This is a genomic window from Pseudomonas sp. LAMO17WK12:I1 (assembly GCF_900177315.1).
In the GTDB taxonomy this organism is placed as follows: domain Bacteria; phylum Pseudomonadota; class Gammaproteobacteria; order Pseudomonadales; family Pseudomonadaceae; genus Aquipseudomonas; species Aquipseudomonas marginalis.
Genome location: NZ_FWZV01000003.1, coordinates 387797 through 402323, shown reverse-complemented (window position 1 = coordinate 402323; position 14527 = coordinate 387797). Strand labels below are relative to the sequence as shown.

The 14527-nt window shown below is 62.4% G+C and carries 10 protein-coding genes; 5 read left to right on the top strand and 5 right to left on the bottom strand.

All coding sequences use genetic code 11. The features are described from left to right. Nucleotides 1-4: 4 nt before the first annotated feature. The gene (locus B9N88_RS06965; RefSeq protein ID WP_051429303.1) at nt 5-4825 is read right to left on the bottom strand and encodes an NEL-type E3 ubiquitin ligase domain-containing protein; all 4821 of its coding nucleotides are present in this window, start codon (nt 4823-4825) and stop codon (nt 5-7) included. A 310-nt stretch (nt 4826-5135) separates the two neighbouring features. Between B9N88_RS06965 and B9N88_RS06960 the strand changes: the two genes are divergently transcribed. The 4 genes from B9N88_RS06960 (at nt 5136) to B9N88_RS06945 (ending at nt 10222) form a co-directional block, all read left to right on the top strand. Next, the gene (locus B9N88_RS06960) at nt 5136-6908 is read left to right on the top strand and encodes an N-acetylglutaminylglutamine amidotransferase (protein ID WP_027603952.1); all 1773 of its coding nucleotides are present in this window, start codon (nt 5136-5138) and stop codon (nt 6906-6908) included. Between the two features lie 3 nt (nt 6909-6911). Further along, nucleotides 6912-8660 carry an N-acetylglutaminylglutamine synthetase gene (gene ngg, locus B9N88_RS06955; protein ID WP_027603951.1) on the top strand — a complete coding sequence of 583 codons (1749 nt, stop codon included), beginning with the start codon at nt 6912-6914 and terminating at the stop codon, nt 8658-8660. 90 nt (nt 8661-8750) lie between these two features. Next, on the top strand, nt 8751-9935 hold the full coding sequence (locus tag B9N88_RS06950; RefSeq protein ID WP_027603950.1) for an osmoprotectant NAGGN system M42 family peptidase: 1185 nt from the start codon (nt 8751-8753) through the stop codon (nt 9933-9935). Between the two features lie 59 nt (nt 9936-9994). Beyond that, nucleotides 9995-10222, top strand: coding sequence for a YheU family protein (locus B9N88_RS06945; protein WP_003236706.1), 228 nt, complete (start codon nt 9995-9997; stop codon nt 10220-10222). Nucleotide 10223: 1 nt separating this feature from the next. On the opposite strand, the gene csrA is transcribed toward B9N88_RS06945, so the two are convergent. After that, a complete protein-coding gene (gene csrA, locus B9N88_RS06940) occupies nt 10224-10421 on the bottom strand; it encodes a carbon storage regulator CsrA (protein WP_027603949.1) in 198 nt (65 codons plus the stop codon). A gap of 127 nt (nt 10422-10548) precedes the next feature. Next, the gene (locus B9N88_RS06935) at nt 10549-11364 is read right to left on the bottom strand and encodes an SDR family oxidoreductase (protein WP_027603948.1); all 816 of its coding nucleotides are present in this window, start codon (nt 11362-11364) and stop codon (nt 10549-10551) included. 328 nt (nt 11365-11692) lie between these two features. On the opposite strand from B9N88_RS06935, the gene B9N88_RS06930 reads away from it, so the two are divergent. Beyond that, nucleotides 11693-11845: a DUF3309 family protein gene (locus B9N88_RS06930; protein WP_015885095.1), complete on the top strand. Its 153-nt coding sequence runs from the start codon at nt 11693-11695 to the stop codon at nt 11843-11845. Nucleotides 11846-11914: 69 nt separating this feature from the next. Here B9N88_RS06930 and B9N88_RS06925 read toward each other — a convergent pair whose 3' ends face one another. After that, nucleotides 11915-14002 carry an LTA synthase family protein gene (locus B9N88_RS06925; RefSeq protein WP_027603947.1) on the bottom strand — a complete coding sequence of 696 codons (2088 nt, stop codon included), beginning with the start codon at nt 14000-14002 and terminating at the stop codon, nt 11915-11917. Nucleotides 14003-14297: 295 nt separating this feature from the next. After that, nucleotides 14298-14489: a PLDc N-terminal domain-containing protein gene (locus B9N88_RS06920; RefSeq protein ID WP_003192770.1), complete on the bottom strand. Its 192-nt coding sequence runs from the start codon at nt 14487-14489 to the stop codon at nt 14298-14300. Nucleotides 14490-14527: the final 38 nt, after the last annotated feature.

Here is a 14527-nt window from a genome sequence, read left to right as displayed (position 1 = left end):
CGCTTCAACCTGCCGGTGGCAATTGGCAGGTGCCCAGCTCATCGAGCCTCAACGCCTCCTGGGTCAGGCGTTTGAGCTCGACGAGTTCGGCGCTTTCCCGCGCGCTCTGGATCGCGCCCATCTGGGTGTGATAGTCAGCGTCACCCAAGGTTTCCCTTTGCGCCCACACCGCTTCCATGCGATCGCCAAAAGGCTGGGTCAGGGTGTCGAACGAACCGCCATGGGTGCGCCTCAGGTAACTGCTCCAGAATGGCAGCTTCACCATATAGTTCAGCAGTTGCGGGGAAAGCTCGGCCTCCTTCAACTGCGCTTCGGCAACCTCCAGCATGTGCTCGGTCACCCCGGCCAGGCTGGCAAAGCGCATATGCCGGGGCTGCCCGGGCAAATGAAAGCGCTCCACCAGCCCGGTGCGATAAGCCAGGCTGACCTCCAGCGGGTCGAGCATCGGATGCTCGGCGCTGTGTCGGCTGGCCATGGACTCCAGGCGGTCGAGACGAAACAAGCCCCTGGCCAACCTGAGCAGCGGCTTGGCCGTGACCCTGCCGCCCTCCACCCGCTGCGAGGCCTCGTGGATTTCAACCAGCACCTCCAGGTCGCTGAAGCTCACGGCAGCGGCGTCATCACAGTTCAACGGCGTGGCCGCGCGCTCGAAAATCTCGGCCCGCAGCCGGGTATCGGCAGCGGCCGCCTCCAACACGCGCCAGATGCGGCGGTTCATGTCCTCGCGCACGTGGCTGGTGTCGGCGGCGCCACCCAGGCCGGCCAGCAATTTGAACAGGCCGTCGGAGCCGGGCTCATCCTTAAGCCCCAGCCAGGTCTCGGCCTTTTCGGCGAAGTGTGTCGCGTATTCATCGCCCAGCCACAGCTCCCGGGCGGTCTGCTCGTTGAGTCGCGCAATGTCATCCTCAACGAAGCCCATGCCCACGCCGATGGTGTCCCGGTAACGGTTCAAGGCCTGACGAGTGCTGGCGTCCAGAGGGTTATGCCGCACGTTGATGACTTCGGTGTGCTCACGCGGCGCATTGAACAACCATGCCGGCAAACTGGCGATGTCATTGTCCCGCAGGTCGAGTTGCTCCAGGTACGGAACGCGGGTAAAGCCGGTGGGCAGACTGGTCAGCCGGCAGTTGCGCAGCATCAGGTTGCGCAATTCGAACATCTTGTTGACGACGGGCGGGTCCACCAGGGGATTGTTGCTCAGGTCGAGCACGACCAGGCTCTTCAGGTCCGCGAGTTTGGTGCGGGTGTACTCGGTCAGTTGCAGGTGGTTATCGGCCATGTACAGCTGCCTGAGCCACGGCATGTGCTGGAGCACTTCCGGCAGCCGCGTCAGCCGATTGCCGTTCAACGCCAGGCTGCGCAGCCCCTTGAAGTGCTTGAGGAAATACGCAACGTCATCGTTGAGCCCCATGCGTTTCAATGACAATTGCCGGACATGCTCGAACTGCACGTGCGCCGGCAAGGTCGGCAACGCCCCGATGGCCATGCCGTCCAGGGACAGGCTCGGCACGTTCTGATGGTGTTCATCCGGCGCCAGCGACGCATATTGCCAACAACGCTCGATGGCCCGAGCGGCCTGGTGTCGCGCCAGGCGGTAGTCTTGCAGCGCAATGTCCGAGTAGGGCTGCGCCGGTTTGTCCTTGGCCCACAGCCTCAACGCCCGCTGCAGTGCCTCATAGTGCTGCTCAAGGGTGCGCACGGCTTTGGCCCGGGACAGGTGATCGGTGCCCAAGTCCTGCAGGAAGGTCGACAGGCGCCGGTCATCGAATAACGGGAAGAGTTTGCGAGCCTTGCGCGTCAAGCCCGCAGGCTGTGGAGGCGGCGCAGGCGGCGAGCCTTGCACGCACGACAGGGCCGGCTCCTCGGGTACCGCGCGCTCGGGCCATAAGTAACGGCCGATGCGATTGCGTTCATCCTGCGCCTTGCCAATCAATGCATGCCGCAGCTGGCTGGCCCTGCCGCTCGCGGTCAGGCGCAGCGCGTCGCGTTGGGCGGCAGGCAAACTGTTGAGCAACGCCTCGTAGAAACCTTCCGACCCGCCGGCCAACGCGCCCAAGGCCTTACCTTGCCCATCGTGGGCGCGAAAGCCCTTGGCCGACTGCACCACGATGCGCCTCATATCAGCGTCTGCGTGGCCCACCTGGCCCAGGACAGTGCCCTGTACGCTTTCGCGGCGTACCTGCAAGAACAGATCCCCGGGCCAGCCTGGAACCCGTTGCAGCAACCCGGTGGCCACGCGCCGTGTCGCATCGGTGGCCAGCTCCGGCAAGTACAGGCCGGCCAGGGCGGCGTCTTCCTCCAGCGCTTCCAGGGCTTCCCGGGCCCATTGGCTGACCCGCAGCGGCACACGCCCGGTATGACGCAAGTGCCAGCGCTCCGCCGTGGAGGCCTGGGTCATGACCTCCCAGGCCACCCGGATCGGCAATTGCGGCAAGCGCTGCTTGAGCTGGCCGTGATCGGTCTGATCGATGAAATCGGCATCCATGCGCAGCCGCTCATAGACCGCCTGATGCGTGGTCTTGAGCGAGGCGGTGAGACGCCGCGCCAGGGCCGCTTGCGCTTCGTCGGCGTGGAAGGTGCCCCCGAGCAATTGCGCGGTTTCCTCGGGGTCGAGGGCGGCCAGCAAGGTGGGCAGGATCTGTCCGTTCCGCAGTTGTTGCGTGGTGAGGTGGATGCTCAAGTCCTCGTAATCGAACGGCGCGGTATCTGGATGGCGCTCAAGCAGGTAGCCCTCGTCGTCGAGCAGTTCGAAAAAACGCCCACGGGGCCACCCGTCCATCAGCGGCAGGGCCAGCATCTGTACACGGGTGGTGGCCGCATTAAGCGGGGCTTGATGCTCCATTTGCCAGATCAGGTCGCGAACCCCCTGGTTCAGCTTGAACCGCAGCGCACAATCGCGCAGCCGCTCCGGCAGCGGCAGGTTCTGCCTGGCCAGTTGCTGCAAACGCGGCAAGGTCGAGCCGGTGATAGCGGCGATATCCTTCAGGTGTCCGGCCGGGAAAACGCTGAGACTGGGGTCCAGCCGCCCCAGGATATAGTCAGGGCTGCGCCATTCATCCGCCTGCTCGAACGAGAACTGCCAGCCGCCCTGGTAGTTGTGGGTCAAGGGCGGCCGATAGGCCGAATCCCGCTGCGGATGCCGGGCTCGCCAGCGCCCGGTCCGGGCGTCAAAGACAATCGAATACAGCGCCCCGTCGACATTCACATAGGACTGGCCATTGAGCTGGTAGACCCCACGGGGGCTGGCCACTGTGCCTTCGAGCGAGACGGTGTGGCGATACGGCTCGGTACGACTGCGCCATAAGCGCGTGGACTTGTCGGGCAGCCGCACGGCTTCGAGGCTGTCGTAGAACCCCGCCGCCGACGGTGTGGTTCGCCACAGCCGGCCCACGACTTTTGTACCCGCGGCGAACAACGCCATGGCAGCGAGGTTTTCCGCGATGTTCGTCAGGTGCCTGAGGGCGCCGAGCTTGTCATGGTGCAGCCAGTCATCCACCCCCTCGAACACCTCGCCAAGCAACTGCCCAACGGCCACGCCGGTCATCAGTTGGCCCACCACCGGTACCACGAACCCGGCGACGTTGAGCACCGTCAAGCCGACATCCAGGTAATCCTGGATACGCTTGCGACGCGCGTCGTCATCGGCCTGGGCATTGGGAACCGCCAATACCTGCGCATCCAGCTGGATCTTGCCAACGCAGGCATTGAAAAAGAATGTCGACAACTTGCCTGTGACCGGGAGCGGCGTCACCCGCACGACGATTGCCTCCTGGTCAAAACGCTCGAAAAAACCGAAACGCTCGGACTCGTCCAGGTAACCCTTGAAGAAATCACGATAGGTACTGACGTGAAGCTTGAGGGTGAGGTAGAGCTTGAAATGCTCCAGTGATTCATAGCGGTACCACGGCCGCACGGGCTCGTTGGGCATATACACCACGATCGGGCCGCTGGAGAACCCTTCGGCCGATGCACTGGAAAACACCAATACCCCCCACAGGCAGGCGCCGTCGATGTTCAGGCCTTGCCAGGTCAGCGGCTGCTGGTTGAACCACAGTTGCCGGATGTCCCTGGCGGGCATATCCGCCTTGACCAGACCCAGCAGCAACGCGCGGGTCGGTGCATCGATATCGCCCTTGGCATGGGCCAGATGCAGGTCGATCTGCATGTCCACGCAGCGGGATTGGCCGACCTGCGCCACCGAAGGATTGAAGTCCTGGTCGGGTGCCACCAGGTTGAACACTTCGCGCACATGGGTCTGATAGGCCTCTCCCAGGTTCAGCTCGCGGCAGTAGCCGATAAAGGCCTGGGCGCTGAGGGTTTGCGCAACTTGGCGCATGGGGCCGATGCGCACCACGGCAGTGGTCGGCGAGCCGCCTGGCTCGGCAGCCGCCTGGGAGAAATTCTGCATGGCCGCTTGCAGCAGGCTGTGCTTCTCCAGATTGACGGTCTCAATCATCTGGCCGCCCAGGTCCTGGCTGACACCGCTGAACGAGCGCCGGGGGATTTCCAGGGTGTCGTTTTCGATGTCCAGGCCCCCATGCCCCTTGTCGTCCAGGAATGCCCTGAGCCGTCCGGCACAGAATTTATCCAGCGGTTGCAGACGGTTCAGCAATCGGTGCAGGGTTTCACGCGGGCGCTCGCTGTCGGCATACGCCTGCTCGATGGCCTGCAGTACATGGGAGTCGGCCTTGACCAACCAGGCCGGCAGCGTGTCGTGCAAGACCTGCGCTTTATCCAGGTCGCCGGTGATATTCAGCAGGGCCGCCATCAATTGGTCGTGGGGCACCGGCTCGAGCGCCTGGGTCAAATCAGTGGTTTGCGTCATTCGCAATGTTCCTTTATCGCGTTGAACAATGACGCCAGACGATAAGCGCTGCGATCGCGCAAAAGGGTTCAAATAGCTGCAGGATCAGCCCTCGTAACCGTCGATTTTTTGCATCTCACCTCGACTTAAGTACCGCCCCTTTCACTGACGCCGCACAGGCTGCTGGGGTGTTCCGAATGGGGGGCGGCGGTTTGCCATATAACTTATTGATCTAAAACTCCGCGTATAGCCTCGGGTCAGTCCCTAGGTACCCGCCCTTTTGGTGCGGGTCTTTCTATCCCTCCCCAACGGAAAAACCGGTAAGGAACCTATGTGCGGATTAGCTGGCGAGTTACGTTTCGATCACCAACCTGCGGACCTCGCAGCGGTGGAGCGAATTACCCATCATTTGGCCCCACGTGGCCCTGACGCGTGGGGCTTCCATGCCCAAGGGCCGATTGCCCTGGGTCATCGGCGCCTGAAAATCATGGACCTGTCGGACGGCTCCGCCCAACCGATGGTCGACGCCCAACTGGGCCTGTCCCTGGCGTTCAACGGCGCGATCTATAACTTTCCGGAATTGCGCCAGGAGCTTGAAGCCCTCGGCTACGCGTTCTATTCCGGCGGCGACACCGAAGTGCTGCTCAAGGGCTACCACGCCTGGGGCGAAGCGCTGCTGCCCAAGCTCAACGGCATGTTTGCCTTTGCCGTCTGGGAGCGCGATGCCCAGCGCCTGTTCATCGCCCGTGACCGTCTCGGCGTGAAGCCGTTGTACCTGTCGCGCACCGGCCAGCGCCTGCGCTTTGCCTCGGCCTTGCCGGCGCTGCTCAAGGGCGGTGATATCAACCCGATCCTAGATCCGGTGGCGCTCAATCACTACTTGAATTTCCATGCCGTCGTGCCTGCTCCGCGCACCTTGCTGGCGGGCATTGAAAAACTGCCGCCGGCCTCCTGGATGCGCATCGATGCCGAAGGCAACACCGAGCAGAAAACCTGGTGGACCCTGCCCTACGGCCCCCATGAAGATGAAAAAAACCTGAGCCTGGAAGACTGGACCGACCGCGTGTTGGACAGCACCCGCGAAGCCGTGGCCATCCGTCAACGGGCCGCAGTGGATGTCGGCGTACTGCTTTCCGGCGGCGTCGACTCGAGCATGCTCGTCGGCCTGCTGCGTGAAGTGGGCGTGCAGGATCTGTCGACCTTCTCCATCGGTTTTGAAGACGCCGGCGGCGAGCGTGGCGACGAGTTCCAGTATTCGGACCTGATCGCCAAGCACTACGGCACCCGTCATCACCAACTGCGCATTGCCGAACGCGAGATCATCGAACAACTGCCGGCGGCGTTCCGCGCCATGAGCGAGCCGATGGTCAGCCATGACTGCATCGCCTTCTACCTGCTGTCGCGGGAAGTGGCCAAGCATTGCAAGGTGGTGCAGAGCGGCCAGGGCGCCGATGAGCTGTTTGCCGGTTACCACTGGTACCCGCAGGTGGATGGCGCAAGCGACCCATATGCGGCTTATCGCGAGGCGTTCTTCGACCGCAGCTACGATGACTACGCCGCCACCGTCGCACCGAAATGGCTGACCGCCAACGACGCCGCCGGCGACTTCGTGCGCGAGCATTTCGCCATGCCCGGCGCGGACGCCGCCGTGGACAAGGCCCTGCGCCTGGACAGCACGGTGATGCTGGTGGATGACCCGGTCAAACGCGTCGACAACATGACCATGGCCTGGGGCCTGGAAGCGCGCACGCCCTTCCTCGACTACCGCCTGGTGGAACTGTCGGCCCGTGTACCGGGTAAATTCAAATTGCCCGACGGTGGCAAGCAGGTGTTGAAAGAGGCCGCGCGCCGGGTGATTCCGAGCGAAGTCATCGACCGCAAGAAAGGCTACTTCCCGGTGCCGGGCCTCAAGCATTTGCAGGGCGACACCCTGAATTGGGTGCGCGAACTGCTGCTGGACCCAAGCCAGGATCGCGGCCTGTTCAACCCGGCCATGCTCGACCGCCTGCTCACCGACCCGCAGGGTCAATTGACCCCGTTGCGCGGCTCGAAGCTGTGGCAACTGGCCGCGCTGAACCTGTGGCTCAGCGAACAAGGAATCTGATTGATGAAACCCCATGCAGCGGCTTACAGCCAACGCTTGTTGAAGGGCCAGGCGCCGACCTACGAGCGCCTGCAAGCGCGCCTGGCCGAAGATGGCAGCCCATTGGCCGCCGAGCCGATCGCCGTGCATTGCGGCTGGGGCCGGTTGTTGATCGGCCATACCTTCCCGGACCCGGCGAGCCTGGCCCAGGAACTGCTCAACGAACAGCCCGGCGAGCGCGATATCGCGCTGTATGTGGCCGCGCCCCAGCAGATCCTCGGCATAGATCCGCAGCAGTTGTTCCTCGACCCATCCGACACCCTGCGCCTGTGGTTCAGCGACTACCGCCCGGCCACCCGTGTGTTTCGCGGCTTTCGGATTCGCCGGGTGCAGAGCGAGGCCGATTGGCTGGCGGTCAACCAGTTGTATCAAGGCCGCGGCATGCTGCCGGTCGACGCCGAACGCCTGACACCGCGCCATGAAGGCGGCCCGGTGTACTGGCTGGCCGAGGACGAAGACAGTGGCGCGGTGATCGGCAGCGTGATGGGCCTCAATCACCAGAAAGCCTTCCACGACCCGGAAAACGGTTGCAGCCTGTGGTGCCTGGCGGTCGACCCGCTGTGCACACGCCCCGGTGTGGGCGAAGTGCTGGTGCGCCACCTGGTGGAGCACTTTATGAGCCGTGGCCTGAGCTATCTCGACCTGTCGGTGCTGCACGATAATCGCCAGGCCAAGAACCTCTACGCCAAGCTCGGCTTCCGTGCCCTGACCACCTTTGCGATCAAGCGCAAGAACGGTATCAACCAGCCGCTGTTCCTCGGCCCCGGACCCCAGGCGGGGTTCAACCCGTATGCGCGGATCATTGTCGAAGAGGCCCATCGACGCGGCATCGATGTGCAGGTGGATGACGCCGATGCCGGTTTGTTCACCCTCAGCCATGGTGGCCGCCGCGTGCGCTGCCGCGAGTCGCTGAGCGACCTGACCAGCGCGATCAGCATGACCCTGTGCCAGGACAAGAGCCTCACCCACAAGGTGTTGAAAGCCGCGGGTTTGAAACTGCCTGCGCAACAACTGGCGGGCAGCGCCGATGACAACCTGGAGTTCCTCGACGAACACCAGCGCGTCGTGGTCAAGCCGCTCGATGGCGAGCAAGGCCAGGGCGTGGCGGTGGATCTGCAGAGCATTGAAGAGGTGCAGCAGGCAATCGAAGCCGCGCGCCAGTTCGACAGCCGCGTGTTGCTGGAGAGCTTCCACCAAGGCCTGGACCTGCGCATCCTGGTGATCGGCTTCGAGGTGGTCGCCGCTGCGATTCGCCGCCCTGCCGAAGTGACCGGTGACGGCCAGCATTCCATTGGTGCGCTGATCGAGGCCCAGAGCCGACGCCGGCAGGCGGCCACCGACGGCGAAAGCAAAATCCCCGTGGATGCAGAAACCGAACGCACCCTGCACGCCGCCGGCTACGACTACAGCAGCATCCTGCCCCGTGGCCAGACCCTGGCCGTGCGCCGCACCGCCAACCTGCACACCGGCGGCTGCCTGGAGGACGTCACCGCGATCCTCCATCCGACCCTGGTGGACGCCGCCGTGCGCGCCGCCCGCGCCCTGGATATCCCCATGGTGGGCCTGGACCTGATGGTGGCTGCGGCCGATCAACCCGAGTACGTCTTTATCGAAGCCAACGAACGGGCCGGCCTGGCCAACCATGAACCGCAGCCGACGGCGGAGAAGTTTGTGGACCTGCTATTCCCCCATAGCCAGCCGACAGCTCAATAACCCTGTGGTGAGCGGGCTTGCCACAACAAGCCCCTTGGCCACAACAGCCCCACTGGCCAAAGAATTTCACTTATTTCATCAGGAGTCTTCATGAGCCGAACCATCCCCGAACCGGACCTCAACTACCTGCAAAAAGTCCTGCTGGAAATGCTCGCCATTCCCAGCCCCACCGGGTTTACCGACACCATCGTGCGCTACGTCGCCGAACGCCTGGAAGAGCTGGGCATCCCGTTTGAAATGACCCGGCGCGGGACCATTCGCGCCACCCTCAAGGGCCAGAAAAACAGCCCCGACCGTGCGGTGTCCGCGCACCTGGACACCATCGGCGCCGCCGTGCGCGCGATCAAGGACAACGGCCGCCTGACCCTCGCGCCCGTCGGCTGCTGGTCGAGCCGCTTTGCCGAGGGCAGCCGCGTCAGCCTGTTTACCGACAACGGTGTGATCCGTGGCAGCGTGTTGCCGTTGATGGCCTCCGGGCACGCGTTCAACACCGCCGTGGATGAAATGCCGGTGAGCTGGGACCATGTGGAATTGCGCCTGGATGCCTACTGCGCCACCCGCGCCGATTGCGATTCCCTGGGGATCGGCATCGGTGACTACGTGGCGTTCGACCCCTTGCCCGAGTTCACCGAGAGCGGGCATATCAGTGCCCGCCACCTGGACGATAAAGCTGGCGTCGCCGCGCTGTTGGCTGCGCTCAAGGCCATCGTCGACAGCGGCGAACCGTTGTTGATCGACTGCCACCCGCTGTTCACCATCACCGAGGAAACCGGCAGCGGCGCCGCGGCGGCTTTGCCCTGGGATGTGAGTGAGTTTGTCGGTATCGATATCGCCCCGGTCGCCCCCGGCCAGCACTCCAGCGAGCACGCGGTCAGTGTGGCCATGCAGGATTCCGGCGGGCCGTATGACTATCACCTCTCCCGCCACCTGCTGCGCCTGGCCTCGGATAACGACTTGCCCGTGCGCCGCGACCTGTTCCGCTATTACTTCAGCGATGCCCATTCGGCGGTGACGGCCGGCCACGACATCCGCACCGCGCTGCTGGCGTTCGGTTGCGATGCGACCCATGGTTATGAGCGCACCCATATCGACAGCCTGGCGGCGCTGAGCCGGCTGTTGGGCGCGTATATCCTCAGCCCGCCGGTGTTCGCCAGTGACGCACAACCGGCCCAGGGCTCACTGGACCGGTTCAGCCATCAGATCGAGCACGAAACGCAGATGGAGAGCGACACGCGCGTGCCATCGGTGGACAGCCTGGTCGGCCAGAAGTCCTGACGCTGGCAAGTGCGGTCCCGGCGCAGTAGGATCGCCGGGATCCATCATCTGAGGCTTGTATGCTGATTCCCTACGATGCACTTGAAGTCGACACCCTGACCCGCCTTATCGAAGACTTCGTGACCCGCGACGGCACCGACAATGGTGACGACACGCCCCTGGAAACCCGCGTGCTGCGGGTGCGCCAGGCGCTGACCAAGGGCCAGGCGCTGATTGTGTTCGACCCGGACAGCGAGCAGTGCCAGTTGATGCTCAAGCACGATGTGCCCAAGCATCTGTTCGACTGACTCAGGGGTTGATGGCGGTTTGGGATTGCGGGGTTTGACGCTTGAGGATCTTTTGGTGGACCTCGGCACGATGGACATGCACCCCGACGGGCGCAACAACACCAAATTTCACCTGATTACCATTCAGCTCGAGAATGCGCACGGTGATGTCATCACCGATAGCGATGATTTCGCCTACGGCGCGGCTTAAGACCAGCATGGCGGTTGTCCTTATTGAATGACAGGACCCCGACCATGCGCGCTGGGTGTGGGCGCAGCAATGCCTCGCGGCAAAATCAGGCAACGCCTACACATGCAGGTAAATTGCCTGACAGACTACCGCCTGATCAGCCTTTAACAGCCTGTGCCTTGGCGCGCATCCTGTCGGCCATGGTGGTCATTTCGTCATAGAGCAACTGCGGGTTCTTCTGCTTTAAGGCCCACGCCATCCGCCCCTGCTCATGGGGCAGGATCATGAATTCGCCCTGCGCCACACGCTGGTAGATGTAGTCGGCAATGTCCGCCGCCGAGATCGGCGAACTCTCCAACAACTTGCCTACCTGCGCCTTCATCGCCGGTGTGGGCCCACGGAAAGAATCCAACAGGTTGGTCTGGAAGAACGACGGGCACACCACGTGCACGCCGACTTCCTGCTGCTTGAGCTCCACCAGCAAACTCTCCGACAGCGCCACCACACCGGCCTTGGCCACGTTGTAGTTGCTCATGGCCGGCCCCTGCATCAGGGCCGCCATCGAGGCGATGTTGATGATGCGGCCCTTGCTCTTTTCCAGCAGCGGCAGGAACGCCTTGCAGCCCTTGACCACGCCCATCAGGTTGATTGCAATCTGCCAGTCCCAGTCCTCCAGCGACAACTCGGCAAAGAAGCCGCCCGAGGCCACGCCGGCGTTGTTGACGATCACATCGATGCCGCCCAGCTTCACTTCGCAGGCCTGGGCAAACGCCGTGAGCTGGCTGTAGTCGCGCACGTCGCAGCGCTGGATAAAGCCATCGCCACCGGCTTCACGCACGCGCTTCAGGGTGTCCTGCAAGCCTGGCTCGCTGACGTCCGACAAGGCCAACTGCCAACCCTCGCGGGCCCAGCGCAGAGCGATTTCACGACCCAGGCCGGACCCGGCGCCAGTGATCATCATGCGATTTTGCATAGGAAGTAGCCTTGTGGTTCACAGAAGAAGTGATCGGCAGTGTAGCGAAGGTTTTTCCTGCACCCACGCACCATCAGAGTGATGAATGCCCCAGGCAAACCGTGGGCCGGGTCGGATACCTGCCGTCCGCCTAAGTTCAATGTTTTTCAACTAATAAGTGCTGGATGAGCGCGAATTAAAAGAAATAAGCGACTGACCGAAATGCTTTAAAAAAACATGGAATTTTCTGCGAAGCACCAGAGTCGGAGTAGTTAAGGCGTCTGTAATTAACTCTGCAGGCCTATCGTTAAACAACCGGTCTTTGCAGAAAGACAATAAGGAAAAAACCATGAGCCTCATTCTGATCATTATCTTGATCCTCCTGCTGGTCGGCGGCCTGCCGGTATTCCCGCACTCGCGTAATTGGGGTTATGGCCCGTCGGGTATCCTCGGTGTGGTGCTGGTGGTGCTGCTGGTCCTGTTGTTACTGGGCCGGATATAACCGCTCCGCGGTAATAACGAAGCAAAAAAAAGAGGCCTTGAAAAAGGCCTCTTTTTTATTGCCGGTTAATTAGTCCGGCTTACCGTTTACAACGCCTGCGGTGTTATCCAGCAAACTCTTGGTCGCGGTTTGCAGGAACGCTTCGAGTTTCTGCTTGAGTGCAGCCTCGTCCGGCGATTCGGCAATCACTTTACCGCTCGGGTTGGCGCCCAGTTCGTATTGCCACAGCTTCGGTGGCATTTCCTTGGGCAGTACCAGAATGCGGTCTGCGGTGACCAGGGCCACGGTCTGGTCGCTGCCCGATGGCTTGATCACGCCAAAGCCCTTGTCGCCTTCCGGCAGGTTCAGCAAGTCGCGGCCCCAGCATTGGTGCAGGGTGTCACCACCCAGGCGGCCCATGATGGTCGGCACGATGTCGATCTGGGTGCCCACGGTGTGGTCACGCTCGCCGAACTTCTCCTGCACGCCCGGTGCAATCATCAGCATCGGTACGTTGAAGCGACCCAGGTCCATCTCGGTGATCTGCTGTTCGTTGCCGAAGCCATGGTCGCCCACGATCACGAACAGGGTTTCCTTGAAGTACGGCTCCTTGCGGGCCTTCTCAAAGAACTGGCCCAGGGCCCAGTCGGAGTAACGCATGGCCGTCAAATGCTCGTTGAGGCTGCCACGGTCGGTGACTTTCTCCACCGGCAATGGCGTCGGCAACGCGTACGGCGTGTGGTTGGACAGGGTTTGCAGGAGTGCGTAGAACGGCTTGCCGCCTTCACGGGCCTTCAACTCTTTCAGGCCACGGTTGAACATGTCCTGGTCGGACACGCCCCAGGTCGGGTCGGAGAACACCGGGTCGACGAAGTCGTTGCGGCCGATGAAGTTGGTCATGCCCTGGTTGCTGAAGAAGCCCGACTGGTTGTCCCAGGCGAAGTCGCCGTTGTAGACATACACGTCGTTGAAATCACGGGCGCTGAGCAACTGTGGCAGGCCCGACAGCTTATGGCTGCCTTCCGGGGTCTGCATCAGGTATTCAAAGCCTGGCAGGTTCGGGAAGCAGGCCATGGTGGCGAACATACCCTGGTGGGTATGGGTGCCGTTGGAGAAGAAACGGTCGAACAGCAGGCCTTCCTTGGACAGTTTGTCGAAGGATGGCGTGATGTTGCCGGGACGCCCCAAGGCGCCGACCGAGTGACCGGCGAAGCTTTCCATCAGGATCACGACCACGTTCTTGATCGGCAGGGTCTTCTCGGCCGGCGGCGTGTAGTCGCGGCGTACGGCGGCGATGTCGGTATCGACCAGTTTTTCCTGTGGCAGCACCAACATGTCACGCACGGTCTGGGTGGCCAGCGGCTGGTCCAGGGTCGCCTTCCAGATGTTGGAGCGGTCCTCACCGAACCGGGCCTTGGCCGCCGCGATCAGCGACAAGGTGCCATTGAGGCCCAACTGGTTGGCGAAGTTCGAATCGGTGGTGTACACATCGCCCCAACGCAGCGGCGGGCCCTGGCGCAGGGTGCCACGGGCGGCAACCACCGCGATCAGCAGGCACACGACGAACACCGCGATGCGGCTGTACCACGGCGCCACCTGGCGCGTGCCGATGCTGCCACCACTGAACGGGCCACGTGGGCGCGTGGCGCGGTCGGCGCCTTTGAACGCGATGCTCAGGATCAGCGTGCCCACGGCCCAGGCCAGCAGGTAGCGCACCACCGGGAAACCGTACCAGAGCATGCTCATCACGGTTTTCGGGTCTTCCTTCACATACTGGAAGACCAGGCCGTTGAGGCGCTGGTGGAACTCGCGGTAGAAGTCCATCTCCATCAAGCCCAGGAACAGGGCGATGCTGGACGCAAGGGTCAGCCAGAAGCGGAATAACCCACGCGCGGCCATGGCCCGTACGCTGAACAGTGCCAGCAGCAGCGGGATCAGCAGGTAGACCACCAGGCGGATGTCAAAACGCAGGCCGTTGGCGAACGCTTCAAGGAAGGTCGAGGCCGGCGTGTCGAGGATCATCTCGCGGTTGTAGACCAGCAGCGCCAGGCGCAGCAGGGAGAACATCACCATCATGACCAGTGCGCAGAGCAGCGTGTACGCCAGATGGGATTTGACGGTCGGTTGCAGCAGGCGATTAGAAGCTCGCTGCTGACTCAGGGCGTCCGGGTTTGCCATGTCGTTTCAGGACCCATTGGAAGTTTAAGTGACGAAGTAATGCAGTGGCGCGAATGGTGCCCGATCAATGCCATCAAGGCTATTAATTACTGAACGAGCACCGCTGCGCCGCCTTTAAAAGCACCTGAGGCAGGGCCTTGGCAGGGAGAGATAGAGCCGGCGGATTGTCTTGGATAAGATGTGAAAATTGTGTGCAGCGAATATTTCGATACACAAAATACAGCGAAGATACGAGCAAGTACCGTAGCAGCTGCCGAGCCTCGGCGAGGCAGCTGCTACAAGGAGGGAGCAGGGATCAGATCCGCACGTTACCGCGCGGCCCGGCGATAGCCCAGATGATCAGGCCCAGTACCGGCAGCAGCAGGATCAACAGGATCCACAACACCTTGGCCCCGGTGCTTGCGCCGCTTTTGAACACATTGATGATCGCCCAGATATCCAGCGCCAGGATGATCAAGCCGATCAGGCTGTTAAAAGTGGAACCCATGGTGTCGCTCCTAAGTGAGGGCATGCCCTTGTAGGATA

Excerpts from the sequence above, each read along its gene's own strand:
- B9N88_RS06965 (WP_051429303.1), bottom strand. The coding sequence starts at position 4,825 with ATGACGCAAACCACTGATTTGACCCAGGCGCTCGAGCCGGTGCCCCAC.
- B9N88_RS06960 (WP_027603952.1), top strand. The coding sequence starts at position 5,136 with ATGTGCGGATTAGCTGGCGAGTTACGTTTCGATCACCAACCTGCGGAC.
- ngg (WP_027603951.1), top strand. The coding sequence starts at position 6,912 with ATGAAACCCCATGCAGCGGCTTACAGCCAACGCTTGTTGAAGGGCCAG.
- B9N88_RS06950 (WP_027603950.1), top strand. The coding sequence starts at position 8,751 with ATGAGCCGAACCATCCCCGAACCGGACCTCAACTACCTGCAAAAAGTC.
- B9N88_RS06945 (WP_003236706.1), top strand. The coding sequence starts at position 9,995 with ATGCTGATTCCCTACGATGCACTTGAAGTCGACACCCTGACCCGCCTT.
- csrA (WP_027603949.1), bottom strand. The coding sequence starts at position 10,421 with ATGCTGGTCTTAAGCCGCGCCGTAGGCGAAATCATCGCTATCGGTGAT.
- B9N88_RS06935 (WP_027603948.1), bottom strand. The coding sequence starts at position 11,364 with ATGCAAAATCGCATGATGATCACTGGCGCCGGGTCCGGCCTGGGTCGT.
- B9N88_RS06930 (WP_015885095.1), top strand. The coding sequence starts at position 11,693 with ATGAGCCTCATTCTGATCATTATCTTGATCCTCCTGCTGGTCGGCGGC.
- B9N88_RS06925 (WP_027603947.1), bottom strand. The coding sequence starts at position 14,002 with ATGGCAAACCCGGACGCCCTGAGTCAGCAGCGAGCTTCTAATCGCCTG.
- B9N88_RS06920 (WP_003192770.1), bottom strand. The coding sequence starts at position 14,489 with ATGGGTTCCACTTTTAACAGCCTGATCGGCTTGATCATCCTGGCGCTG.